Here is a 23,194-nt window from a genome sequence, read left to right on the forward strand (position 1 = left end):
CGCGGGAGGGAAGAGCGTCTCACCCCTCCATATCCTCCAGCTCGCGACCGCGCGTCTCGTTGACCATCGCCTTCACGAAGAAGAACGAGATCGCCGCGAACACCGCATAGCCGGTATAGGTGATCGCAAGCCCCGGCGACACGACGAGCGCGGGGAAGCTCACCGAGATCGCCGCGTTCGCGATCCACTGCGCGAACCCCGACACCGCCAGCCCCGATCCGCGGATCTGGTTGGGGAACATCTCGCCGAGCATCACCCACATCACGGGGCCCCAGCTCATGTTGAAGAAGATGACATACAGGTTCGCCGCGACCAGCGCGACGATCCCGTTGCTGCCCGGCAGCGAGACCGCGCCCGCCGCATCGGTCACCGCGGTGGAGAACGCATAGGCGACCACCGCCAGCGTCACCGCCATCCCCGCCGATCCGATCAGCAGCAGCGGCTTGCGCCCGATGCGGTCGACCAGCGCGATCGCGCCCAGGCACGCGCCGATCGACAGCACGCCCGACAGGATGTTGGTCTGGAGCGCATAATCCTCGGAGAAGCCCACCGCCTCCCACAAGGTCGCGCCGTAATAGAACACCACGTTGATCCCGACGAGCTGCTGGAAGATCGCCAGGCCGATACCCGCCCACAGGATCGGGCGGATCTTGCCGGTGGTCTTGTCGATCAGGTCGGACAGCTTGGGCTTGTGGTGGTCGGCGGCCAGGCTCGCGCGGATCTCCGCGACCTTGCGGTCCGCCTCGTTCGATCCGAACAGCCGCGTCAGCACCGCGCGCGCGCGCTCGTCATGTCCCTTCACCACCAGGTAGCGCGGGCTCTCCGGGATGAAGAGCAGCGCGACGAGGTAGATCGCCGCGGGGATCGCCTGCAGCCAGAACATCCAGCGCCACGCCGGATAGCCCATCCAGAACTCCGCGGTCGATCCGCCGGCATAGCGCGCCAGCGCGAAATTCGCGACGAATGCGCCGGTCAGCCCGGTGATGATCATCACCTGCTGCACGCTCGACAGCCGCCCGCGGATGTTCGCGGGCGTCACCTCGGAGATATAGACCGGGGACGTCACGCTCGCCGCGCCGACGCCCAGTCCGCCGATGATGCGCGCGAAGATGAACACGATCGACGAATCCGCCGCGCCCGCCAGCAGCGCGCTGAACAGGAACAGCGCCGCCGCCAGCAGCATCACGCCGCGCCGCCCCATCGCGTCGGCCAGCCGCCCCGCACCGAACGCACCGATCGCCGAGCCGACGAGGATGGCACCCACGTTGACGCCGATCCCCAGCTTGCCCAGGTCGAACGCCGCCTCCAGCCCCTTCTGGGTGCCGTTGATGACCCCCGAATCATAGCCGAACATGAAGCCGCCGATCGTCGCCACCGCGACGATCGCAGCGATGAACTTCATGTTGACGGTCTGGTCGCCGCCCTCCGCTCGTGTCGCCATCCTCGATCCTTCCCTCACCCGATTTTTTCTATCTCAAACCTTTGCGGGCACCACCGGCACGCCGGCCACGCCCGCGTCGAACGCGAACAGGTTCCCCGCCAGGGGTTGCGCCACCAGCGCCGCCGCGTCGAGCCCCTTGCGCGCGGTCGTCGCATAGGCGGTGCGCAGATCCGCGCCGCCGAACGCGATCTTCGTCACGTTGGCGACGGGAAACGCCACCGTCCGCATCAGCACGCCCGCCGGATCATAGCGCCGCACGCCCCAGCCGCCATAGAGCGACACCCATACGCAGCCCTCGGCATCGACGACCGATCCGTCGGGATAGCCCGCGCCGTCCTCGATCGTCACGAACCGCGTCGGCGCGCCCAGCGTCCCGTCCGCGCCGATGTCCGCGCGCCACAGCGTCCGCCCCAGCGTGTCGGTGTGATACAGCGTCCGCCCGTCGCCGGTGATCGCAGGACCGTTGGTGATGACCACCGGCGGCAGGCCGCTGTCCGCGCAATGTCCGTCCGCCAGCCGGTACAGCCGCCCGGTCGCGGCCTTTTCGCCATCGTCCATGCTCCCGAACCAGACGCGCCCCGCGGCGTCGGTCGCGGCGTCGTTCAGCCGGTTGCCGGGCAGTGCGCGCTCGGGATCGTGGAGCAGCCCGAACGTCCCGCTGACCGGATCGAACCGGTGCAGCCCCGTCTTCAGCCCGGCGACCATCCGCCCGTCGGCCGACGGCAGCACCCACCCGACCTGCTCGGGGGCATCCCAGTGGTCGAGCGCGCGCGTCGCGGGGCGAAACCGATAGATCCGCTTCCTCTTGATATCGACGAACCACAGCGCCTGCTGCGCGCCGACCCACACCGGCCCCTCGCCCAGCATCGCGCCGACCGAAACGACCGATCGCACCGCGTCCGCCATCTCAGCGCCAGCCCGCATCGACGAAATAATCATGCCCCGTGCACATCCGCGCATCGTCGGACGCGAGGAACATCGCCAGCGCGGCGACGTCGACCGGCTGGATCCGCCCGTCGAGGCATTGCGCGGAGACGATCTCCGCCTCGCCCTCGGGGGTGTACCATTTCTCCTGCCGCGGGGTCTGAACGTTGCCCGGCACGATCGTCGTCACGCGGATGTTGTCGCGGCCCAGGTCGCGCGCCATGCTGCGCGTCATACCCTCGATCGCGGCCTTCGCGGTCTGGTACAGGATCAGGTCGGGCAGCCCCAGATGCCAGCTGATCGATCCGAAGTTGATGATCGCGCCGCCCCCGGCCTTGCGCATCCCCGGGATCACCGCCTGCGCGGCGAAGAACAGGTGGCGCAGGTTCGTCGCCATCCGGTCGTCCCAATAGGCGGGCGTGACCTCCGCGATCGTGTGCCGGTCGTCGTTGGCGGCGTTGTTGATGAGCACGTCGATCCCGCCCAAGTCCTCGACGAACCCCGCGATCGCGCCCGCCAGCGCATCGAGATCGCGCAGGTCGCACGCACGGAATGCCGGCGCGGGATCGAGCCGTGCCGCCAGCGCCGCACCCGCCGTCGCATCGAGATCGACGAACGCCACACGCGCGCCCTGCGCGACGAACGCCTCGACCATCCCCGCGCCGATCCCGCTCGCACCGCCGGTCACCAGCACGCGCTTGCCCGCAAGGCTCGGATAGATCGCCCCCTGAGAGGCTCCCTTCACCGCGGTCATGTCGGTCACTTTGCGCCCCCGAGCAGGCCGCGCTGCGCCAGATTGGCCATGAACGCGCCGATCCCGACCGTCCACGGCGCCGCGTCCCTCGACGTCACCACCGGGTTGACCAGTTGGCCTAGCCGCGCACTCGCGATCGTCACCGTGTCGCCCACCTTGTGCGTGAAGCCGCGCCCCACCTCGTCGCGATCCTGTACCGGCGCGAACAGCGTCCCCAGGAACAGCACGAATCCGTCCGGGTACTGATGCTCGCTCAGCGTCTGCCTGACCAGGTCGAGCGGATCGCGGCTGATCTCGCGCATGGTGCTCGCACCTTCCAGCACATAGCCGTCCGCACCCTCGACGCGCAGCGACACGTCGGCGCCCCGGACGTCGTCGATCGTGAAGCCCTCGTCGAACAGCCGCACGAGAGGCCCCAGCGAGCACGACGCGTTGTTGTCCTTCGCCTTGCCGAGCAGCAGCGCCGAGCGACCCTCGAAATCGCGCAGGTTCACGTCGTTGCCCAGCGTCGCGCCGACCGCGTTGCCCTCCGCATTCACCAGCAGCGCGATCTCGGGCTCCGGGTTGTTCCACGTCGAGTCGGATCGCACGCCGATCTCCGCGCCCGCGCCCACCGTCGCCAATACCGGCGCCTTGGTGAACACCTCTGCATCGGGGCCGATCGCGACCTCCAGATACTGCGACCACAGCCCGTCCTCGATCAACGCCGCCTTCAGCGCCGCCGCCTCGGGCGTACCCGGCACGATCGATCGGATCGATCCCCCCATCCGCGCCTCGAGCCCCTCACGAATCGCCGCTGCCGCGGACCAGTCCCCCCGCGCCCGCTCCTCGATCACCCGCTCCAGCGCGGAGACCGCGAAGGTCACCCCGCACGCCTTCACGCATTGCAGGTCGACCGGCGTCAGCAGGGTCACCGTCGCCGGATCGAACGCACCGAGCGAGCGCCCGCCCGCGCCGGAAAAGTCGCCTCGCGCCACAAGGTCCGCGACCGTCGGGGTCACCCGTGCCATGTCGTAAAGTTCGCCCGCGACGATCAGGATCGGGCTGGGACCCTCGTCGGTCATGATCCGGCCGACAAATCGCCCCGTCCGCCAATCGGCCGGCAGCATGGCCGCCCCGTCGTGCACCCCCGTCATCGCTCTCCCCTCGGTCGCAATTCGCCGCTGATAGCGCTACCAACACGGTCATGGCGATGCTGTCAAGCTCGGCGGGTCGCAATGGGGTGGCGCGCGCGCATCGCCGCGCTACATCGGTCGCCATGACCGACGACGCCCTCCCCGAAGCCATCCCCGCCGCCACGCTCGTCGTGCTGCGCGACAGCGAAGCCGGGCCACCCGAGCTTCTGCTGGTCGAGCGTGCGAAGGCCATGGTGTTCGCGGGCGGCGCGATGGTGTTCCCGGGTGGCCGGATCGACCCGGGCGACCATGTCCTCGCCGCGACGTTCCCCGGCGAACCGGACGAAACCGCCGCCCGGATTGGTGCGATCCGCGAGACGATCGAGGAAGCCGGCCTGCCCATCGGGGTAACGCCGCTCCCCGATTTCGCGACGCTGGCACGGCTGCGCGCCGCGCTCCACGCCGGAACTGCGTTCGGGGTGGCGCTCGCCGAGGCCAACCTCGCGCTCGATCTCGACGCGCTCGTCCCCTTCGCCCGCTGGCGCCCCGCGCACCGTCACATGCGGATCTTCGACACGCGCTTCTACCTCGCCCGCCTGCCCGTCGGCGCTCCCTGTGCCGAGGTCGACCAGACCGAGAATGTCCGTCTCGTCTGGGCCACCGCGCAACATGTGCTCGAAGAGGCCGATGCGGGCCGGATGCAGATCATTTTTCCCACCCGGCGCAACCTCGAACGCCTCGCGCAGTTCGGCAGCCATGACGAAGCGGCCGCGCACGCAGCGAGCATTCCGGTGACGACGATCACGCCGTGGCAGGAAATCCGCGACGGTGCGGCGCACCTGTGTATCCCCACGGACGTGGGCTACCCGGTCACCTCGGAGGTGCTGGCGAGCGCGATGCGCGGGTGAGGTGCCTGCGCCGCACGATCGCGTGGATCGCGGCGCTCGCGCTGGTCGCGGCGCTGGCACTCGTCGCCTTCGCGATGCTGCGCGGTCGCCCGCAGGATCTTCCCTGGACGCCGCTCGATCTCGGCCAGCCGATCGGCCTGTTTACCGGCCGCAAGCTGACCGCGCTCACCGAAGACTTCGCACAGTGCCGCGCGCTGATGGACCGCGCCGGCATCCGCTACACCGCGCTCGCCCCGGTCGAGGGGCCGGGGACCTGCGGCTATCCGGATGGCGTCCGCCTCACCCCCGGCGGCGCGCGCCGCGTCACGCTTGCGCCACGGGACGTCGGCATGGCCTGCCCCGTCGCCGCCGCGCTCGCGATGTGGGAATGGGATGTCCTCCAGCCCGCCGCGCAATCGCTCTACGGCGCACGTGTCGTGCAGATCGAGCATTTCGGCAGCTACAATTGCCGCCGCATGTACGGGCGCGACGGCGGCAGCTGGAGCGAGCACGCCACCGCCGACGCGCTCGACATTGCCGCCTTCCGTCTGTCCGGCGGCACTCGCATCAGCGTGGTGAACGACTGGGACGAGGGCAGCAAGAAGGCCGCGTTCCTCCGCAGGGCCCGGGACGGCGCCTGCCGCCTCTTCGCGACGACCCTGTCTCCCGACTATAACGCCGCCCACCGCGACCACTTCCACCTCGACCAGGCGAACCGCGGCCCGATGGGCTGGCGCGCCTGCCGCTGATCCCGGGCGAACCGTACCCCGGCGAAGCCTGTCCCGAGCGCCTGCCTTGGCAGGCAGTCGAAGGGGCCGAGGTCCAGTCCTGAACAAGATCGCGCGCGACAGCGCTCCTCAGTTCGGCAGCGCCGCCCCTTCCACCTTCTCGACCCAATAGGGATAGAAGCTCGGCTGCCGCGACGACCAGCCCGACGCCGTCGCCGCCGCCTCGCTGATCGACTGGAGCAACTTGCGCCGCAATTCCGGGTGCAGATGCGGCAAGGCCGCCGCCGCACAGAACGCCCCCGGCAGCCACGGCCGCACCGATGCGCCGATCAGCCGCTCGTACAGGAACCGGTAGGCGGAGAAGTGCGTCAGCCGCCCCTGCCCCAGGTCGAATGCGCTGACGGTGACCAGCGGCGCCAGGAACGGCTCGATCGCGTCGAGCCCACTGTCGTCGGGGACGATCGCGCGAATGTCCGCCAGCCGTGCATAGTGCCGCGCCTGCGCGCGGATGCTCGCCGCCTCGACGATATCGCGCGACCAGCGCTGCATCGCGTCGTCACGGTCCAGCCCGATGTCGAGACTGCGGCGGATATAGCGCTGCGTCGACGATGCGAACCCGGCGAATTCCTTCATCTCAGCAAGGGTCATCGCCCCTTCCGCCGGCTTCATCCTGGCACCCATGTCGTCACCCCACCGCAAGTGTTGGACCGCAAGCCCGATCATGCACCCAGGATGGTTAACGCCGCCCTTACCGTGCCGTCGTCCCGTATTCAGGAAACGACCATGAATGATTCCGCACCGCAACATCAGATGCGACGAACCGAGCGACCAAGTAACAAAAAGGCCGCAAAACTGCGGCCTTCCTGCAACATTTCGGGATCGACGCTCTACTTCGCCTTCGCACGCTCGGCTTCCGCCTCGGCATCGTACCCCGACGAGTCCGGCAGCTTGTGGTTGTGCACCGGCTGCGTCGACGACGGCGGGTCGGACGCGTCCATCGATTCGTCGAGCCCCGCGTCCAGCCGCGCGTCCGAATTTTCCGGATCCCGCGCAAGGCGCTTGGCAATCGACGCGTCGCCGCCCGCATCACCGGTCTTGCGCGCATCGTCGGCGGGCGCGACCGAGAGGCTGTCGAGCGCGCGGTCGTCGATCGGGGTGTCGTCGGACATGATCTCTCTCCAAGGATAGCGTGAATGCTCAACGGTTTCGTTGCCGCCCCGTTCCGACCCGGTCAGTCGATCCGGGTCACCGAGACGCGCTGTTCGATCAGGTCCGCGCGCCCGAACACCGTCATGAACGCGATATCGGTCGCGTCGCGCCCAACGCACACCCGCGCAATGTCCGCACACGACGCCATCCCCGTCGCGTCGACCAGATGCCAGCTCCCGTCGATCCATAACTCCGCCACCGCATGGAAATCGGCCGGCTCGACGCCCGGCGCATAGGCCGACACGCACCGCGCGGGAATCTCCGCCGCCCGCGCCAGCGCGACCAGCAGGTGCGCATAGTCGCGGCACACCCCCCACCGGCTCGCGAAGGTATCCAGCGCGGTCGTATCCCCCGTGCTCGCGGCCATATCGTAGACGAGGTTCTCGTGGACCCAGCGCACCAGTGCGGTCGCCAGCGCGCCGCCTTCCAGTCCCGCGAACTGCCGCCGCACGAACGGCTCGAACCGATCGCTCTGGCAATAGCGGCTGGGCAGCAGATACTGCACGACATGCCCCGGCAACGCGCGCACCGGTGTCGCGGGCAGCGCCGCCAGGTCGATCGTCGCGCGTTCGATCGCGACGATCGCGCGATACTCCGCCACCAGTCGCCCCTGCCCGCGTGCCCAGCAGCGTTGGCCGACCCCTTCCTCGCCCGTTACCGCGGCGATCGGGTTGTCGGACCACACCGTCAGCCCCTGCTTGATCAGCCGCTGGTCGGGCAGGCGCGCGACCTCGATCTGCAGCAGCGTGTCGGCGGGCTCGGGAAACGCATAATCGAGCCGTACGTCGATCGAAAGCTGCATGGCGCCCGTCATCTCCCAAAAGAAAAGGCCCGGCAGGATGTCCCGCCGGGCCTTCGCCTTGAACCGTTATCGTCGCGCTTAGTTGCGGCTGGAGCCGAACAGGCGGAGAATGAACAGGAACATGTTGATGAAGTCGAGGTACAGGCTCAGCGCCGACATCACGACCGCCTTCGACACCAGTTCGGGATAGCCCGCGACCTGGAAATACAGGCTCTTCGTACGCTGCGTGTCGTACGCGGTCAGTCCCGCGAACAGCAGCACGCCGACGCCCGAAATCACCATGCCGAGCGGACCCGACTGGACGAAGATATTGATGACGCTCGCCACCAGCAGCCCGACGACGCCGATGATGAGGAAGGTGCCGAACGCCGACAGGTCACGCTTGGTGGTGTACCCATAGAGGCTCAGCGCCGCGAACCCCGCCGCCGTCGCGAAGAACGCCTGCGCGATCGCGATCGGCGAATAGACGAGGAAGATCGTCGACAGCGACAGCCCCATCGTCAGCGCGAAGCCCCAGAACATCGCCTTGAGCGTCGTGGTGGACATCTTGCCCTGTCCGAAGCTCATGCCGAACACGAAGCCCAGCGGCGCCAGCGTGATGATCCACTTGAGCGGACCGCCCTGCGTGAACACCTGCGCCGCCATGCCCGACAGCGCGAAGCCCAGCGCGACGATGCCCGTCAGCAGGATGCCCGAGGTCATGTAGTTGTAGACCGACAGCATGTACGACCGCAGACCCGCATCGGTCGCGGTATCGCGCGCACCGGCGGCGGTGTTGCCGAACGGCGCGGCATTCGCGCGGGGGTCAGACCAGTTTGCCATCTCGAAAATCGCTCCTTTGCCCGGACCGGTGCCGAATGCCCCGTGCCGGATACGGTGAATATCGTCCCGAACACTACGCTTTTCAAGCAAATCCGGTTGCATCATTATATCCAGGCACGCTCAGCAACGGTTAATAGTCGGTTCGTCATGCATCGTATCTTTGTAGCCCTGCGTCCCCCGCCGGAGATACGACGCCGCCTGTCCGCAACGATGGAGGATGTGCCGCATGCGCGGTGGCAGGACGACGGACAGCTCCACCTCACCGTGCGTTTCGTGGGACCGGTCGAGCGTCCGGTCGCGGAGGATATCGCCGCCGCGCTCGCCTCGGTCCATGCCCCCGCACCCGTCGTCGCGCTCGCCGGCGTCGGCCGGTTCGAGACCCGCGGGCGCACCGATACGCTCTGGGCCGCCGTCGCGCCGCAAGACGCGCTTTCCGCACTCCACCGCAAGGTCGACCAGGCGCTCGCACGCGTCGGCATCGCCGCCGATCGCGGCGGCTACCGCCCCCACGTCACGCTCGCCCGCCTGCCCCGCAGTGCGGGCGCCGCGCCAGAGATCGAGCGCTGGCTCGCCACCCACGCCGCGCTCGCAAGCGCCCCGTTCGCGCTGCCCCACCTCACACTGTTCGAAAGCCACCTCGCCCCCGATGGTGCGCAATACGAGGCCATAGCCCGCTGGCCCCTGGCATGAGCGTCTGTTACGCCCCGACAAAAGCGCCCCGAAGCACGGGGCAAAGGGAGAGCACCGGATGGCCACCACCCCAGACGTCCAGCAGCAGGCGAAACCCTATGCCTGGTACGTCCTCGGCATCCTTTTTCTCGTCTACATCCTCAATTTCGTCGATCGCCAGATCATCTCGATCCTGGCGGAGGACATCAAGCGCGATCTCCATCTGAAGGACGAAGATCTCGGCTTCCTCTACGGCACCGCGTTCGGCGTTTTCTACTCACTGTTCGGCATCCCGCTCGGCCGGCTGGCGGACAACTGGCACCGCGTCCGGCTGATGACGGTCGGCCTCGCGCTCTGGTCGACGATGACCGCGCTGTCGGGCCTGTCGAAGACCGGCGGACACCTCGCCGCCGCGCGGATCGGCGTCGGCGTCGGCGAGGCGACCGCCAGTCCTGCCGCCTATTCGCTGATCTCGGATTATTTCCCGAAGCGACTGCGCGCCACCGCGCTCGCCATCTATTCCGCCGGGCTCTACGTCGGCGGCGGTATCTCGCTGTTCCTCGGCGGGCTGATCGTCCAGGGCTGGAACACGGCCTTCCCTGGCGGCGGCCCGCTCGGCCTCGTCGGCTGGCAGGCCGCCTTCCTTGGTGTCGGCATTCCCGGCCTCCTCGTCGCGCTGTGGATCGCGACGCTGCGCGAGCCGATCCGCGGCGCGGTCGAGGGCCTGCCCGAGCCCGAGAAACACCCCGCGCCGTTCCGCGCCTTCGCTGCCGAACTCGTTACGATCCTGCCCCCGCTCACGCTGATCGGCGCCGCGGCCGGCGGCGTGCGCGCGTTCGTCGTCAACGTGGTCGCGCTCGCGATCGTCGTCGCGACCGTCGTCGCGCTGGTCGCGGCGGGCGAGCCCTGGCCGCAATGGGTCGCGATCGGGATCGGCGTCTACGCGGTTTTCTCCTGGGCGAATGCGCTCAAGCGGCGCGACTATCCCACCTTCGCGCTGATCGTCGGCACCCCGGCGTTCCTGTGCACCGTCGTCGCCTATGGCCTCAACGCGTTCCTCAGCTACGCCGCCGGCTTCTGGGCCGCACCCTATGCACTGCGCGTGCTGGGCGCCGCGCCCGCCGATGCCGGGTTCTTCATCGGCAGCTTCGGCGCGATCTCGGGGTTTCTGGGGGTCACGCTGGGCGGCGTGATCGCGGACCGGTTGCGCGCGAAGCATCCCGACGGGCGCTTGCGCGTCGTGATCTTCGCCGCGATCGTCCCCGCGCCGTTCCTCGCGATGGCCTTCACCGCCTCGTCACTGCCGGTGCTCTATGCCGGGTTATTCCTCGCGCAGGTCACGGCGGCCTGCGGCCTCGCCGCAGCCGCCGCGACGACGCAGGATCTCGTCCTGCCACGAATGCGCGGCACCGCGACCGCGACGTTCTTCATCGGGACCACGCTGCTCGGCCTTGCGCTCGGGCCATATCTCGCAGGGCGCGTGTCGACGCTGTCGGGCAGCCTGTCGTTCGGGATGCTGTCGCTGCTGCTGTCGGTGCCGATCACGCTGGCGGCGGCGATCGCCGCCTACCGGCTCGTCCCCGCCGTCGAAGCCTCTCGCGAAGCACGCGCCCGGGCTGCGGGGGAGGCGATCTAGATTTCCCCAGCCCCAGCACGTCACCCCAGCTTTCGCCGGGGTGACGTCGGGTGGCGACCGCCTAACTTGCCACGAACACCCCGCACGCGATCCGTCCGCCGCTATTCCCGGCAGGGTCGGTCATCAGGTCGTCCGGCCCCGCATGCACCACGAACGCCGATCCGTCGGCGTCCATCAGACCCGCCATCGTCGCGCCCGCGATCGTCGCAGCCAGCGTCCCGCGCCCGTCCGCACCGACCGTCAAATTGGGCAGGTCGCCCTCGTGCGGCCCCTGCGGGTTCATCGTTCCGTGCTTCTTCATCGTCGGGTTCCAGTGGCCGCCCGCGGTCGTGAAGTCCGGCGCATCGCAGCGACCGGTGGTGTGGATGTGGACCCCGTGCGTCCCCGGCGGCATCGCCATCCCGTCGAGCGCAACGCGCAGCCCGCCGGCCACCTCGGTCGCGGTTACCTTGCCCACGTCCGCCCCGGTCGCGGTCCGCAGCATCGCCACCGCGGTCGCGCCGCCTGCCACCGGCAACCCCGTCTCGACCTTGCCCTCGTTGCAGCCCGCGAGCAGCATGGCCCCCGCCGTTATCGTCATCATCGCCAACCGCATCGCCTGTCTCCCATGTTGATACCGACCCGCAACCCCCGGGGTCGCGCCGCGGTTCCTAATGGCGTCCGCGCGCGATCAGGTCGACCAGACGCCGGCAGCTCCGCGACTGCTGCACCCACGAGGCTACCAGCAACACATTGAGCACCGTCGCCTCGATCACGAAGAACCAGAGGGGCGAGCGCGTCGCGATCATGCTCATCCCCAGCAACACCGTCCGGGGATTGGCACCCAGCGCGATCTGCCAGGGCAGCGTTCGCCGGCCGGCCTGACGCGCCAGCCCCGCGATACGCTGCCGCTCAGCCGGATCCGCCTCCGCTGCCGCGACGAGTGCGCCCACCGAACGCGTCGGCCCGGTCAGTGCATCGGACAGCCACAGGTACAGCCGGCCGGCCGCGCCCATCGCGCCGCCCGCGCTCGGCTTCGCGGTCTGCATCCACGGCACGCCGTAAGCCCACCACAGATACGTCCGCCGCTGGCTTTCCGCATAGATCGACTGCGCCACCCGAGACAGCCCCGCGGCCACCGCCCAGACCCACGCCCACCCCCCGATAACGTCGTCCAGCATCGCACCCAGCATCAGGTACAGCACGATATGCCCGCCATAGTCGCACAGCCCGTCGATCAGTTCGCCGTTCGCCGAGGCCTTGCCCGTCAGCCGCGCCAGATCGCCGTCCGCGCCGTCGACGACGTGCCACGCCAGATGCAACGCCAGCCCGACGATCGCGGCCAGCGGCCAGCCGCCGTCGGTGTAGAGGAACGCGGTCGCCACCACCATCGCCGCGCCCGTCACCGATACGGCGTTGGGCGTCACCCCGGTCGGCACCAGCGCCATCGCCAGCCGCCGCGCGGCGGGATGGAAGATCGCGCGATTCGAAAATCCCTGAAGCTCGCGCGGCTTGCCCGTCGGGCGCTCCAGCACGGAAAACGTCGTCGCCACTTTGCCTTACCCCTTTGCGGCGATGCTTGTCGCATTCCCCGCCCCTGCCGGCCAAGCGCAATATTCGCGCTCGATCCGTCGCCCTTCGCTTGAACAGATGACCCGCATCTGTCACCTGTCCGTCATCACTTTGTCATCGCGGGCGCATTGTACCCCGCGCACGGGGGTCGAATGACGACGATCAAGGTAGCGGTAATCGGAATCGGAAACTGCGCGAGCAGCCTGGTTCAGGGCAAGTATCATTATACTGGAAGCAATACGGCGCAGGGCCTCATCCATGAGGATATCGGCGGTTACAAGGTATCGGATCTCGAGTTTGTCGCGGCGTTCGACGTCGATTCGCGCAAGGTCGGGCTCGATCTGGGCGAGGCGATCTTCGCCAAGCCGAACTGCACGAAGGTGTTCCACGCGGACGTGCCGAAGACCGGCACGATCGTGAAGATGGGCGCCAAGCTCGATGGCGTCGCGGAGCACATGCTGACCGCAGCCAACGATCGCGGGTTCGAGATCGACGACACGCGCGACGCGACGAAGGCGGAGATCATCGCCGCCATCAAGGATTCGGGCGCCGAGATCCTCGTCAACTTCCTGCCCGTCGGCAGCCAGGAGGCGACCGAGTTCTACATGGAGTGCGCGCTCGAGGCGGGCGTCGGCGTCGTCAACTGCATGCCGGTGTTCATTGCCAGCCGTCCGGAGTGGGAAAAGCGATTCGCGGACGCAGGGCTCCCGATTGTCGGTGACGACGTGAAGGCTCAGGTCGGCGCGACGATCGTCCACCGCGTGCTGTCGAACCTGTTCGGCCAGCGCGGCGTGACGATCGATCACACCTATCAGCTCAATACCGGCGGCAACACCGACTTCATGAACATGCTCGACCGCAAGCGGCTGGCGAGCAAGAAGGAGTCGAAGACCGAGGCGGTGCAGGCAGTGATCGCCGAGCGCCTCGCCGACGAGAACATCCATGTCGGCCCGTCGGACTACATCCCGTGGCTGCACGACAACAAGCTGTGCTTCCTGCGACTCGAAGGCAACCTGTTCGGCGACGTACCGATGAACCTCGAACTGCGCCTGTCGGTCGAGGACAGCCCGAACTCGGCCGCCGTCGTCGTCGATGCGATCCGCTGCGTGAAGGTCGCGCTCGATCGCGGCGTCTCCGGCGCGCTCACCGGCCCGTCGGCGTTCTTCTGCAAGCATCCGCCCGAGCAGTTCACCGACGACATCGCCGCGCAGATGACAGACGAGTTCATCCACGCCGACGCACGACTCGCCGCCGAATAAGCCGCGTATGCAGGCCCTGATCGTCGCAGCCGGCTATGGCAGCCGGCTGCGATCGATTTCCCCGTCCAAGCCGCTGACCCCGGTCGCCGGCATCGCGATCATCGATCGCGTCATCGCTGCGGCACGCGCCGGCGGCGCGACGGGGTTCGTCGTCGTCACCGGGCATGAGGGCGCGCGCGTCGAAGCGCATCTCGCCGCGCTCGACCCTGCGATCCGCTGCGTCCGCACTGCGGACTGGAACCTTGCCAACGGCCATTCGGTGCTCACCGGCGCGGCGGTGATCGGCCGCGACCGTCATCTGCTGATGATGGCGGACCACCTGTTCGATCCCGCGATCGTCGCCACCGTCATCGCCGCGCCCGACGCGGCGCTGACCCTCGCGGTCGACCGCCGTCTAGACAATCCCTTCGTCGACCTCGACGACGTCACCCGCGTCCGCACCCGCGACGGCACGATCGTCGCGATCGGCAAGCACCTGCCCGATTACGACGCGTTCGATTGCGGCGTATTCGCGGTCGACGGCCGCTTCCACGACGCGCTCGCCGCGTCGGTTGCCGCGGGCGGCACCGGCTCGATCTCCGCCGGCGTCGAGGCGCTCGCCGCGACCGGCGGCGCGCGCGTGATCGACATCGGCGCCCGCTGGTGGCTCGACGTCGACGACGCCACCGCCTTCGCCCAGGCCGAAGCCGCGCTCGGCTGAAGCCCGTCTTCACCTTCCGTCATCCCGGACTTGATCCGGGATCCATCTCTCGTCCGGGCACGACGCCGGGATTTTGCATGCCGCCCTCGGTTGTGAGCGCACTCCCGTTGCATCGATGCAACGCCCCCCGCCCAATCCACCCCCGCCCCAACAAACCTCTTGCACCCGGATGTAAGCGGTTACACAGGCGTGGAAGCGGTTACATGCGCCCAAGAACGCATCGATACCCAAGGCAGAGGATCCGGGAACGCACGCGATGGCAAGCGCCACGATCAGGGATGTCGCCCGCGAGGCCGCGGTCTCGATCGCGTCGGCGTCGCGCGCGCTGAACGGCCATGCCAACGTCACCCCCGGCACCCGCGATCGAGTCATCGCCGCCGCGCGCAAGCTCGATTATTCGCCGCATCTCGGCGCGCGCAGCCTGTCTACGCGCCGCTCCAACACGATCGGCGTCGTCCTGCCCGACCTGTTCGGCGAGTTCTTTTCCGAGCTGATCCGCGGGATCGATTTCGCCGCGCACCGTCGCGGGCTCCAGCTGCTGCTCACCAACATGCACGGCGACGCGACCGAGACTGCCGACGCGCTCCGCGCGATGCGCGGCCGGGTCGACGGCATCGTCGTGATGGCGCCCGAGATCGACGGTGCGCTGGTCGTCGACAGCCTGCCCAAGGGCATCCCCGCGGTGCTGCTCAACGGCCGAAGCCCCGATGCGCGGCACGCCGCGATCGGGATCGACAATCGCGCGGGCGCCGACGCCGCGGTCGCGCACCTCGTCGCGCAGGGCTGCCGCCGCATCGTCCATATCGCCGGCCCGACCGGAAATGCCGACGCCGCGGAACGTGCCGAAGGCTATCGCGCCGCGATGGCCCGTCTCCTCCCCGGCGTCGATCCCGCCATCCTGCCCGGTGACTTCCACGAGGAAAGCGGCGCCGCCGCCGGTGCCGCGGTCCTCGCCATGGGCGACGTCGACGGCGTGTTCGCCGCCAACGACATGATGGCACTCGCCTGCATGGGCGCGCTCGTCGCGGGTGGCCGCGCCGTGCCGCAGGACGTCGCGATCGTCGGCTTCGACGACGTCCCGCTCGCCCGCTACATCAGCCCTGCGCTCAGCACGATCGGCGCCGGCATCTCCGCGATGGGGGAGCGCGCACTCGACCGGCTCGTCGCCGCGATCGCCGCGCCCGATCTGCCCGCACCGCCACCCGAACGCGTGACGCCGACACTCGTCGTCCGCGCTTCCAGCCTTCGCCACCACGACAACGAACCGCCCGCAACGACGGGCAGCAGGGGAACTCCAGCATGACCAGACTGATGACGTCCGCGCTCCGCGCCACGCTCGCCACCACGACGATCCTCGGCACCGCCGCGGTCCTCGTCGCGCCTGCCACGGCGCAGACCACCACCGCCTCGCTGCGCGGCACCGTGCGCAGCGCCGCCGGTGCGCCCGCCGCGGGCGCGACCGTCGTCGCGGTCAACGCCGGCACCAACCAGACGCTGCGCACCGTCACCGACGCGCAGGGCCGCTATTCGCTCAACGGCCTGCGTCCCGCGACGTATTCGATCACGATCACCGGCACCGACGGCACCGTCTTCGCGCGCGAGATCATCGCCTCGATCGGCCAGGCCGCCTCGCTCGACGCCACGCTGGAGGCCGCGGCCCCCGAGCCGGCCGCGGGCGAAACCGTCGCCGCCTCGGGCGACGACATTGTCGTCACCGGCAGCCGCCTGGTCGAGACCAAGACCAGCGAGACCGCGACCAACGTCAGCCAGCAGCAGATCCGTACGCTGCCGCAGACCGACCGCAACTTCCTGTCGTTTGCAGCGCTTGCCCCCGGCGTCCGCTACAACGACAGCGAGACCGACAAGGGCTTCTCCGCCGGCGCCTCGTCCGCCAGCCAGGTCAATGTCTTCGTCGACGGTGTCAGCCTGAAGAACAAGCTGCGCGAGGGCGGCGTCGCCGGCCAGCAGAACAGCCGCGGCAACCCGTTCGGCCAGCTCGCGGTGCAGGAATTCCGCGTCCTGACGCAGAACTACAAGGCCGAGTACGAGCAGGCCGGTTCCGCCATCATCACCTCGGTGACGAAGTCGGGCACCAACGAGTTCCATGGCGAGGTCTTCGGACAGTATACCGACAAGAGCCTGACGCAGAAGGCGTATCTCGACAAGGTCAACAACCGGCCGGAGCCCGCATTCGAGCGCAAGCAGTACGGCATCGCGCTGGGCGGCCCGATCATCAAGGACAAGCTGTTCTTCTTCGGCACCTATGAGGGCAACGATCAGGATCGCGCGTTCAACGTCGCCTCGAACGCCTCGGCGGCGCAGCGCGCGAACTTCGCCGCAGTCACCGGCCGTCAGGTCGGCGAGTTCGAAGGATCGTTCGTCAGCCCGTTCCGCGGCGACTTCTACTTCGGCAAGCTGACGTTCACGCCCGATTCGAACCAGGTGTTCGATCTGTCGTACAGCAAGCGCACCGAGACGGACATCCAGGGCTTCGGCGGCGAGACGGCGTTCTCGGCGGCCGAGAACAAGATCAACACGGTTGACACCTATCTCTTCAAATGGACCTACACCGGCGAGGGGTTCATCAACGAATTCAACGCCAACTACCTGAACTACAAGTTCAATCCCTCGTCGCTCAACCCCAACCTGCCGCAGTTCCAATATGAGGGGATCATCACCTTCGGCGGCAAGGACTCGACGCGGCGCGAGGAGCAGCAGGGCTGGACGATCCGCGACGACGTGACGTGGACCGCGATCGACCGTCACGCGATCAAGGTGGGTGCGCGCGTCGAGGTGACCGACATCGAGTTCAACAACCAGTCGTTCATCCAGCCGCGCTACACCTTCCGCACCGAGCCGCAGAACGCCCTGACGATCGCCTTCCCGGCGGAGGCGCGCCTCGGCCTCGGCAATGGCCGCATCTTTGGCTCGAACACGCAGCTCGGCTTCTATGCGCAGGACGACTGGGACGTCACCGACAAGCTGCAGCTCAACATCGGCCTGCGCTACGATTACGAGTTCAACGGCTTCAACAACTATTATGTCACGCCGCCCGCCGCGGAGCGCGCGTTGCGTTCATTGCCGACGACGTCCTACTACAACCCCAACGACTACATCACCAACGGCACACAGCGTAAGCCGTTCGCCTATGCGTTCGCGCCGCGCTTCGGCTTCTCCTACGACGTGAACGACGATCAGCGGACGGTGATCTTCGGCGGGCTCGGGCGCTATTACGATCGCAACAACTTCAACAACACGGTCGATGAGCTCAGCCGCACGATCAACCCGATCGGCGTGTTCCGCTTCTCCGCCAACGGTCAGCCGCGCAACGGCCTGCCGACGGTGCAGTGGAACAACTCCTACCTGACGCGCGACGGCCTGCTCGCGCTTGCCCGCACGTCGACGCAGGGCCTGCCCGAGCTGTTCGCGGTGAAGAACGACGCGAAGCCGCCGGTCAACGACCAGGTCAGCCTCGGCATCCGCCAGAAGGTCGGCGTGTTCCAGGCCGCACTCACCGCCTCGTACCAGCGCGGGCGCAACGGCTATACGAACCTGTTCGCCACCCGCCAGAACAACGGGCTCGGCGGCTGCTGCGCCACCGCCACCGCGGTCGCCAACGGCTATTCGAACGTCATAGTCGGGTTCGACGGGCTCGATACCCGCTACAAGGCGCTCTACTTCACGCTCGACAAGAACTACACGCAGTCGAGCGGCTGGGGCTTCAACCTCGCCTACACCTACGGCAAGGCGGAGAAGAATGGCGGCGACCTGTTCAGCCTCGATGCGCTGACGCCCGACGCCTATGGCTGGCGCCCCAGCCCGGGCGACGAGCGCCACCGCGTCGTCCTTTCGGGTATCGCCGATCTGCCGCTGGGCTTCCAGTTCTCGTCGATCACCACGCTCGGCAGCGGCCAGGCCTATCAGGTCACCGATGGCACCAATGGTGCGAACTCGGGCTTCAACCGCTTCACCGCAGCCTATCCGGTCAAGAACTGCATCAAGGGCGTCTTCGCGTTCTGCGAGGTCAACCTGACGCTGGCGAACAAGCAGAAGCTGTTCGGCAACCACGAGATCGAATTCGCGGTGGACGTGCTCAACGCGTTCAACAACAAGAACTTCTCGGGCTTCGACGGGTTCTTCAACAGCACGATCAACCCCGCCACCGGGCAGGTCACCGATCCGCTGATCCGCAACTCCGTCGGCACCAGCACGATCACCCTGCCGCGCCGGATCCAGCTGCGCGCCGGCTACCGCTTCTAACGTCCCCCTTGGCGGGCGGGCGGTGCTCCGGCATCGCTCGCCCGTTTTTTTACCTTCGCGTATCCAGACGAAAGGCCCTGTCATGCCCCTGCCCGCCCTCGACCGCCGCCGGCTGCTCGCGAGCGGAGGCCTCGGGCTCGCCGGCCTCGCCACCGCGTGCGCCACGCCGCGTGCGACGCAGGTCGACCGCAACGATCCGCTGCTCCGCGACCTGCAGGAGCGAACCTTCCGCTTCTTTCTCGACACCACAGATGCGAAGACCGGGCTCGCGCTCGATCGCTGGCCTACGCCCTCCTTCTCCTCGATCGCCGCGATCGGCTACGCGCTCACCGCCTATCCGGTCGGCGTCGTCAACGGCTGGATCACCCGCACCGAGGCGCGCGACCGCACGCTCGCCACGCTGCGTTTCCTCTGGAACCTGCCGCAGGGTCCGCAGGCCAGTGGCGTCGCCGGCTACAAGGGGTTCTTCTACCATTTCCTCGACACGAAGACCGGGCTGCGCTTCCGCAAGACCGAGCTGTCATCGGTCGACACCACATTGCTGCTTGGCGGCGTCCTGTTCGCCGCGGGCTGGTTCGACCGAGCCGACCCTGCCGAGGCTGAAATCCGCGACCTCGCCGACAGGCTCTACGCCCGCTGCGACTGGCGCTGGTTCCAGAACGAGCGCGACGCCGGTGACAAACGCGTCTCGATGGGCTGGGACCCCGAGGGCGGGTTCATCAAGCGCAAATGGTACGGCTATACCGAAGCCATGCTCGTCTACCTCCTCGCGACGGGCGCACCGAACCCCGATTTCGCGCTCGGCGCGGACGCCTGGGCCGGCTGGTCCAGCACCTATGGCGAAAGCTGGCGCGGCGAGGGCGACACCCGCCACCTCGCCTTCGCCCCGCATTTCGGCCACCAGTACAGCCATGTCTGGGTCGATTTCCGCGGCATCCGTGATGCGACGATGCGTGCAGAAGGGTTCGACTATTTCGAGAACAGCCGACGCGCGACCCATTGGCAGCGCGGCTACGCGACGACCAACCCCGGCGGGTTCGCAGGCTATGGCCCCGACATCTGGGGCCTCACCGCGTGCGATGGCCCCGGCGGGATCAAGCGCACCTATGACGGTCGCGAACGCGGCTTCACCGGCTATTCCGCGCGCGGCCCGGTCGGCCTGCCCGACGGCTTCGACGACGGCACGCTCGCCCCCACCGCCGCCGCCGCCTCGATCGCATTCGCGCCCGAGATCGTCCGCCCCGCGATCGCCGCGATGCGCGCGCGCTACGGCGACGCGCTGTACGGCAAATACGGCTTCCTCGATTCGTTCAACCCGACGCTCACCGAAGGCGTCGTCGACAAGGGGCGGATCGTCGAGGGCCTCGGCTGGTTCGACGACGACTATCTCGGCATCGACCAGGGCCCGATCGTCGCGATGATCGAAAACTGGCGGACCGGCCTGATCTGGCAGGTGATGCGCCGCAACCCCGCGATCCGCCGCGGACTTAAGGTGGCGGGCTTCACCGGCGGATGGCTGGGGTAAGGGTAAGGAATCCTCCAACGTCCGTTCGTGTCGAGCGAAGTCGAGACACGTTGCCAGCCACCCGCATCGCGTTTCTCGACGTCGCTCGAAACGAACGGTTCAAGGGAAGACAAACGATGAAACGCCTGAGCATCGCCCTCGCACTCCTCCTCGCCTCCACGCCCGCGTTCGCCCAGGCCCGCGCGCCCGAAGGCCAACAGACGCCGCAACCCGCCGTCTCCCCCGCCGGCTATTCCTATCAACTCTTCGTCCCCCGTGGCTACGACGCGTCGGGCCGGCAGCAATGGCCGCTGATGATCTTCCTCCACGGCTCGGGCGAGCGCGGCGCCGATATCGAGAAGGTGAAGGCCCACGGCCCGCCGCAGATGGTCGCGACGCACCCCGGCTTCCCGATGCTCCTCGCCTCGCCGCTGCTCGAGGCGGACGGCGATTGGGATACCGCCAAGCTGAACGCGCTCGTCGCCAGCCTCCGCAAGACGTACCGGACCGACGCTACCCGAATCTACCTCACCGGCCTGTCGCGCGGCGGCCATGCGACCTGGCGCTGGGCTGCCGAACGCCCCGACCTCTTCGCCGCGATCGCCCCCGTCGCCGGGCGCGGCGACCCTGCGGTCGCGTGCAACCTCAAGGATCTGCCCGTCTGGGCGTTCCACGGCGACAATGACGACATCGTCCGCCCGGTCGGCAGCTTCGCGATGGTCGAGGCGATCCGCCAGTGCCCCGCCCCCGCCGTCCAGCCGCGCCTCACCGTCTACCCGGCCACCAACCACAACAGCTGGGACCAGGCGTATGGCGAGGACATACTCTATCGCTGGTTCCTCGAGCAAAGGCGCGCTATCCCGCCCCGGTAATTTCTCGGAGAGGATACCCAATGCGCGAAGCCGCGATCGTCGCCACCGCCCGCACCGCCATCGGCAAGGCCTATCGCGGCGCGTTCAACGCGACCGAGGCGCCGGTCCTCGCGGGCCATGTCATGAACGCCGCGGTCGAACGTGCCGGGATCGACGCCGCGCGGATCGACGACGTGTTCTGGGGCATCGGCAACCAGTGGGGCACGCAGGGCGGCAATGCCGGCCGCATGGCGATCTTCGCGGGCGCGCTGCCGCACTCCGTCCCCGCCTTCACGCTCGATCGCAAATGCGGTTCGGGCCTCACCGCGGTTGCGCTCGCCGCGCGCTCGATCATCGCGGGCGATATCGACGTCGCGCTCGCAGGCGGAATGGAATCGATCAGCTACACGGTGACGAAGGACGCCCCGCGCTACGTCAACACCAGCGTCACCGACAAGGTGCCCGCCGCCTATATCCCGATGATCGAGACGGCGGAGATCGTCGCCGATCGCTACGGCATCACCCGCGCCGCGCAGGACGCCTATGCCGCGCAGAGCCAGCAGCGCGCCGCCGCCGGCATCGCAAGCGGCGCGTTCGCCGAGGAGATCGTCCCCATCACCGTCGAGAAGGCGCTGTTCGACAAGGCGGGCACCCAGACCGGCACCGAAACCGTCACGATCGCGCAGGACGAGGGCATCCGCGCGGGCACCACGCTCGAAGGGCTGCAGGGCCTCAAGACCGTCTGGGCCGGCGGCGATTTCACCGGCCCCGGCAGCAACGTCACCGCGGGCAACGCCAGCCAGCTCTCCGACGGCGCCGCGGCGCAGATCGTGATGGACCACGCGACGGCGAAGGCGGAGGGCAAGACCATCCTCGGCCTCTATCGCGGCTTCCAGGCGGCGGGCTGCGAGCCCGACGAGATGGGGATCGGCCCCGTCTTCGCGATCCCCAAGCTGCTCGACCGCGCCGGACTGTCGGTGTCGGACATCGGCCTGTGGGAACTCAACGAGGCGTTCGCGTCGCAATGCCTCTATTGCCGCGATCATCTCGGCATCGATCCCGACAAGTACAACGTCAACGGCGGCGCGATCGCGGTCGGCCATCCCTTCGGCATGACCGGCAGCCGCCTCGTCGGCCACGCGCTGATCGAGGGCCGCAAGCGCGGCGTGCGCTACGTCGTCGTCTCGATGTGCACCGCGGGCGGCATGGGCGCGGCCGGGCTGTTCGAGATCGTGTGAGTCCTGTACCCCGGCGAAGGCTGCGGTCCGGTCCGGGTCACGCCTTCGCGGGAGCGCATCATGGCGACACTGATTACGGGCGCGTCCGCCGGGCTCGGCGAAGGGTTTGCGCGCGCCTATGCTGCCGAGGGCCGCGACCTGATACTCACCGCACGACGCGCCGGTCGCCTCGAAACGCTCGCCGCTGAACTGCGGGCGAAGCACGACGTCGCGATCCATGTGGTCGCGGCCGATCTCGCCGACCATGCCGCCCCCGCGCGGTTGATCGCGGAGATCGCCGCCGCCGGCATGACGATCGACACGCTTGTCAACAATGCGGGCTTCGGCACCAGCGGCGCCTTCGCCGACGCACCGATCGAGACCCATCTCGGCCAGATCGACGTCAATTGCCGCGCGCTGGCTGCGTTGGCACATGCGGTGCTGCCGGGGATGATCGCGGCGGGCAAGGGCGGCATCCTCAACATTGCCTCCACCGCCGCGTTTCAACCCGGCCCGTGGATGGCGACCTATTACGCCACCAAGGCGTTCGTCCTCAGCTTCTCCGAAGCGCTCCACGAGGAAGTGAAAGCTGGCGGCGTCCATATTGCCGCGCTGTGCCCCGGCCCCACCCGCACCGAGTTCGCCCAGGTCGCGGGCATGGGCAACAGCGCGGTGCTGGAACGCTTCGCCAGCGACACAGACACCGTGGTGCGCGACGGCATCGCGGCGCTCGAGGCCAACCGCGCGGTCCGCGTCTCAGGCAGGACGAACGCGGTCGCCGCTGCGTCGACCCGCTTCATGACGCGAGGCCTGGCGCGCCGACTGGTCGGCGCGCTCCAGAAGACGCGGGAGTAGCCGCGACGAC

General features: G+C 68.4%; 22 protein-coding genes. 12 read left to right on the forward strand and 10 right to left on the reverse strand.

Annotated elements, in window-relative coordinates; all coding sequences use genetic code 11:
* Positions 1-19: 19 nt before the first annotated feature.
* The 4 genes from ACV7NO_RS12370 to ACV7NO_RS12385 are packed head-to-tail and all read right to left on the reverse strand — an operon-like array spanning position 20 to position 4,255.
* Complete coding sequence (locus tag ACV7NO_RS12370) at positions 20-1,441, reverse strand: sugar porter family MFS transporter (RefSeq protein WP_463406290.1); 1,422 nt, start codon at positions 1,439-1,441, stop codon at positions 20-22.
* A gap of 33 nt (positions 1,442-1,474) precedes the next feature.
* Positions 1,475-2,347, reverse strand: a complete 873-nt coding sequence (locus ACV7NO_RS12375) for an SMP-30/gluconolactonase/LRE family protein (RefSeq protein ID WP_463407337.1) — start codon at positions 2,345-2,347, stop codon at positions 1,475-1,477.
* A gap of 1 nt (position 2,348) precedes the next feature.
* Positions 2,349-3,119, reverse strand: a complete 771-nt coding sequence (locus ACV7NO_RS12380) for an SDR family NAD(P)-dependent oxidoreductase (RefSeq protein WP_463407338.1) — start codon at positions 3,117-3,119, stop codon at positions 2,349-2,351.
* Between the two features lie 5 nt (positions 3,120-3,124).
* Positions 3,125-4,255 (reverse strand): fumarylacetoacetate hydrolase family protein, encoded by a 1,131-nt coding sequence (locus tag ACV7NO_RS12385; RefSeq protein ID WP_463406291.1) that lies wholly within the window; start codon positions 4,253-4,255, stop codon positions 3,125-3,127.
* 122 nt (positions 4,256-4,377) lie between these two features.
* Here ACV7NO_RS12385 and ACV7NO_RS12390 point away from each other — a divergent pair, with 122 nt between their 5' ends.
* Both ACV7NO_RS12390 and ACV7NO_RS12395 read left to right on the forward strand, forming a co-directional pair.
* Entirely contained in the window at positions 4,378-5,142 is a 765-nt protein-coding gene (locus ACV7NO_RS12390) for an NUDIX hydrolase (RefSeq protein ID WP_463406292.1), read from the forward strand.
* A complete protein-coding gene (locus tag ACV7NO_RS12395) occupies positions 5,139-5,870 on the forward strand; it encodes an extensin-like domain-containing protein (protein ID WP_463406293.1) in 732 nt (243 codons plus the stop codon). Before ACV7NO_RS12390 ends, ACV7NO_RS12395 begins: the two co-directional genes overlap by 4 nt.
* Before the next feature lie 108 nt (positions 5,871-5,978).
* Here ACV7NO_RS12395 and ACV7NO_RS12400 read toward each other — a convergent pair whose 3' ends face one another.
* The 4 genes from ACV7NO_RS12400 to ACV7NO_RS12415 form a co-directional block, all read right to left on the reverse strand.
* Positions 5,979-6,530, reverse strand: a complete 552-nt coding sequence (locus tag ACV7NO_RS12400; protein WP_463406294.1) for a hypothetical protein — start codon at positions 6,528-6,530, stop codon at positions 5,979-5,981.
* Between the two features lie 206 nt (positions 6,531-6,736).
* A complete protein-coding gene (locus ACV7NO_RS12405; protein ID WP_463406295.1) occupies positions 6,737-7,018 on the reverse strand; it encodes a hypothetical protein in 282 nt (93 codons plus the stop codon).
* Between the two features lie 62 nt (positions 7,019-7,080).
* Positions 7,081-7,860, reverse strand: a complete 780-nt coding sequence (locus ACV7NO_RS12410) for a transglutaminase-like domain-containing protein (protein ID WP_463406296.1) — start codon at positions 7,858-7,860, stop codon at positions 7,081-7,083.
* 78 nt (positions 7,861-7,938) lie between these two features.
* Entirely contained in the window at positions 7,939-8,682 is a 744-nt protein-coding gene (locus tag ACV7NO_RS12415; RefSeq protein ID WP_463406297.1) for a Bax inhibitor-1/YccA family protein, read from the reverse strand.
* Between the two features lie 147 nt (positions 8,683-8,829).
* Between ACV7NO_RS12415 and thpR the strand changes: the two genes are divergently transcribed.
* Both thpR and ACV7NO_RS12425 read left to right on the forward strand, forming a co-directional pair.
* Positions 8,830-9,372 (forward strand): RNA 2',3'-cyclic phosphodiesterase, encoded by a 543-nt coding sequence (gene thpR / locus ACV7NO_RS12420; RefSeq protein WP_463406298.1) that lies wholly within the window; start codon positions 8,830-8,832, stop codon positions 9,370-9,372.
* A gap of 58 nt (positions 9,373-9,430) precedes the next feature.
* On the forward strand, positions 9,431-10,987 hold the full coding sequence (locus ACV7NO_RS12425) for a spinster family MFS transporter (protein WP_463406299.1): 1,557 nt from the start codon (positions 9,431-9,433) through the stop codon (positions 10,985-10,987).
* A gap of 61 nt (positions 10,988-11,048) precedes the next feature.
* Here the strand turns inward: ACV7NO_RS12425 and ACV7NO_RS12430 are convergent, their stop codons facing one another.
* Both ACV7NO_RS12430 and ACV7NO_RS12435 read right to left on the reverse strand, forming a co-directional pair.
* Positions 11,049-11,570 (reverse strand): superoxide dismutase family protein, encoded by a 522-nt coding sequence (locus tag ACV7NO_RS12430; RefSeq protein ID WP_463407339.1) that lies wholly within the window; start codon positions 11,568-11,570, stop codon positions 11,049-11,051.
* Between the two features lie 67 nt (positions 11,571-11,637).
* Positions 11,638-12,519 (reverse strand): CDP-alcohol phosphatidyltransferase family protein, encoded by an 882-nt coding sequence (locus ACV7NO_RS12435; protein ID WP_463406300.1) that lies wholly within the window; start codon positions 12,517-12,519, stop codon positions 11,638-11,640.
* 171 nt (positions 12,520-12,690) lie between these two features.
* Between ACV7NO_RS12435 and ACV7NO_RS12440 the strand changes: the two genes are divergently transcribed.
* The 8 genes from ACV7NO_RS12440 to ACV7NO_RS12475 all read left to right on the forward strand — a co-directional run bounded on the left by ACV7NO_RS12440 (position 12,691) and on the right by ACV7NO_RS12475 (position 23,184).
* Positions 12,691-13,797, forward strand: coding sequence for an inositol-3-phosphate synthase (locus tag ACV7NO_RS12440; RefSeq protein WP_463406301.1), 1,107 nt, complete (start codon positions 12,691-12,693; stop codon positions 13,795-13,797).
* Positions 13,798-13,804: 7 nt separating this feature from the next.
* Positions 13,805-14,497 (forward strand): phosphocholine cytidylyltransferase family protein, encoded by a 693-nt coding sequence (locus ACV7NO_RS12445; protein WP_463406302.1) that lies wholly within the window; start codon positions 13,805-13,807, stop codon positions 14,495-14,497.
* 256 nt (positions 14,498-14,753) lie between these two features.
* Positions 14,754-15,800, forward strand: a complete 1,047-nt coding sequence (locus tag ACV7NO_RS12450; protein WP_463406303.1) for a LacI family DNA-binding transcriptional regulator — start codon at positions 14,754-14,756, stop codon at positions 15,798-15,800.
* Complete coding sequence (locus ACV7NO_RS12455) at positions 15,797-18,757, forward strand: TonB-dependent receptor (RefSeq protein WP_463406304.1); 2,961 nt, start codon at positions 15,797-15,799, stop codon at positions 18,755-18,757. The genes ACV7NO_RS12450 and ACV7NO_RS12455 overlap by 4 nt, the downstream gene beginning before the upstream one ends.
* 82 nt (positions 18,758-18,839) lie before the next feature.
* Complete coding sequence (locus ACV7NO_RS12460; RefSeq protein WP_463406305.1) at positions 18,840-20,282, forward strand: glucoamylase family protein; 1,443 nt, start codon at positions 18,840-18,842, stop codon at positions 20,280-20,282.
* 116 nt (positions 20,283-20,398) lie between these two features.
* Positions 20,399-21,133 carry a carboxylesterase family protein gene (locus ACV7NO_RS12465; RefSeq protein ID WP_463406306.1) on the forward strand — a complete coding sequence of 245 codons (735 nt, stop codon included), beginning with the start codon at positions 20,399-20,401 and terminating at the stop codon, positions 21,131-21,133.
* 20 nt (positions 21,134-21,153) lie between these two features.
* Positions 21,154-22,350: an acetyl-CoA C-acyltransferase gene (locus ACV7NO_RS12470; RefSeq protein ID WP_463406307.1), complete on the forward strand. Its 1,197-nt coding sequence runs from the start codon at positions 21,154-21,156 to the stop codon at positions 22,348-22,350.
* A gap of 60 nt (positions 22,351-22,410) precedes the next feature.
* On the forward strand, positions 22,411-23,184 hold the full coding sequence (locus tag ACV7NO_RS12475) for an SDR family NAD(P)-dependent oxidoreductase (RefSeq protein WP_463406308.1): 774 nt from the start codon (positions 22,411-22,413) through the stop codon (positions 23,182-23,184).
* The last annotated feature ends 10 nt before the right edge of the window (positions 23,185-23,194 follow it).

This window comes from Sphingomonas sp. Ell38C01, assembly GCF_055231975.1.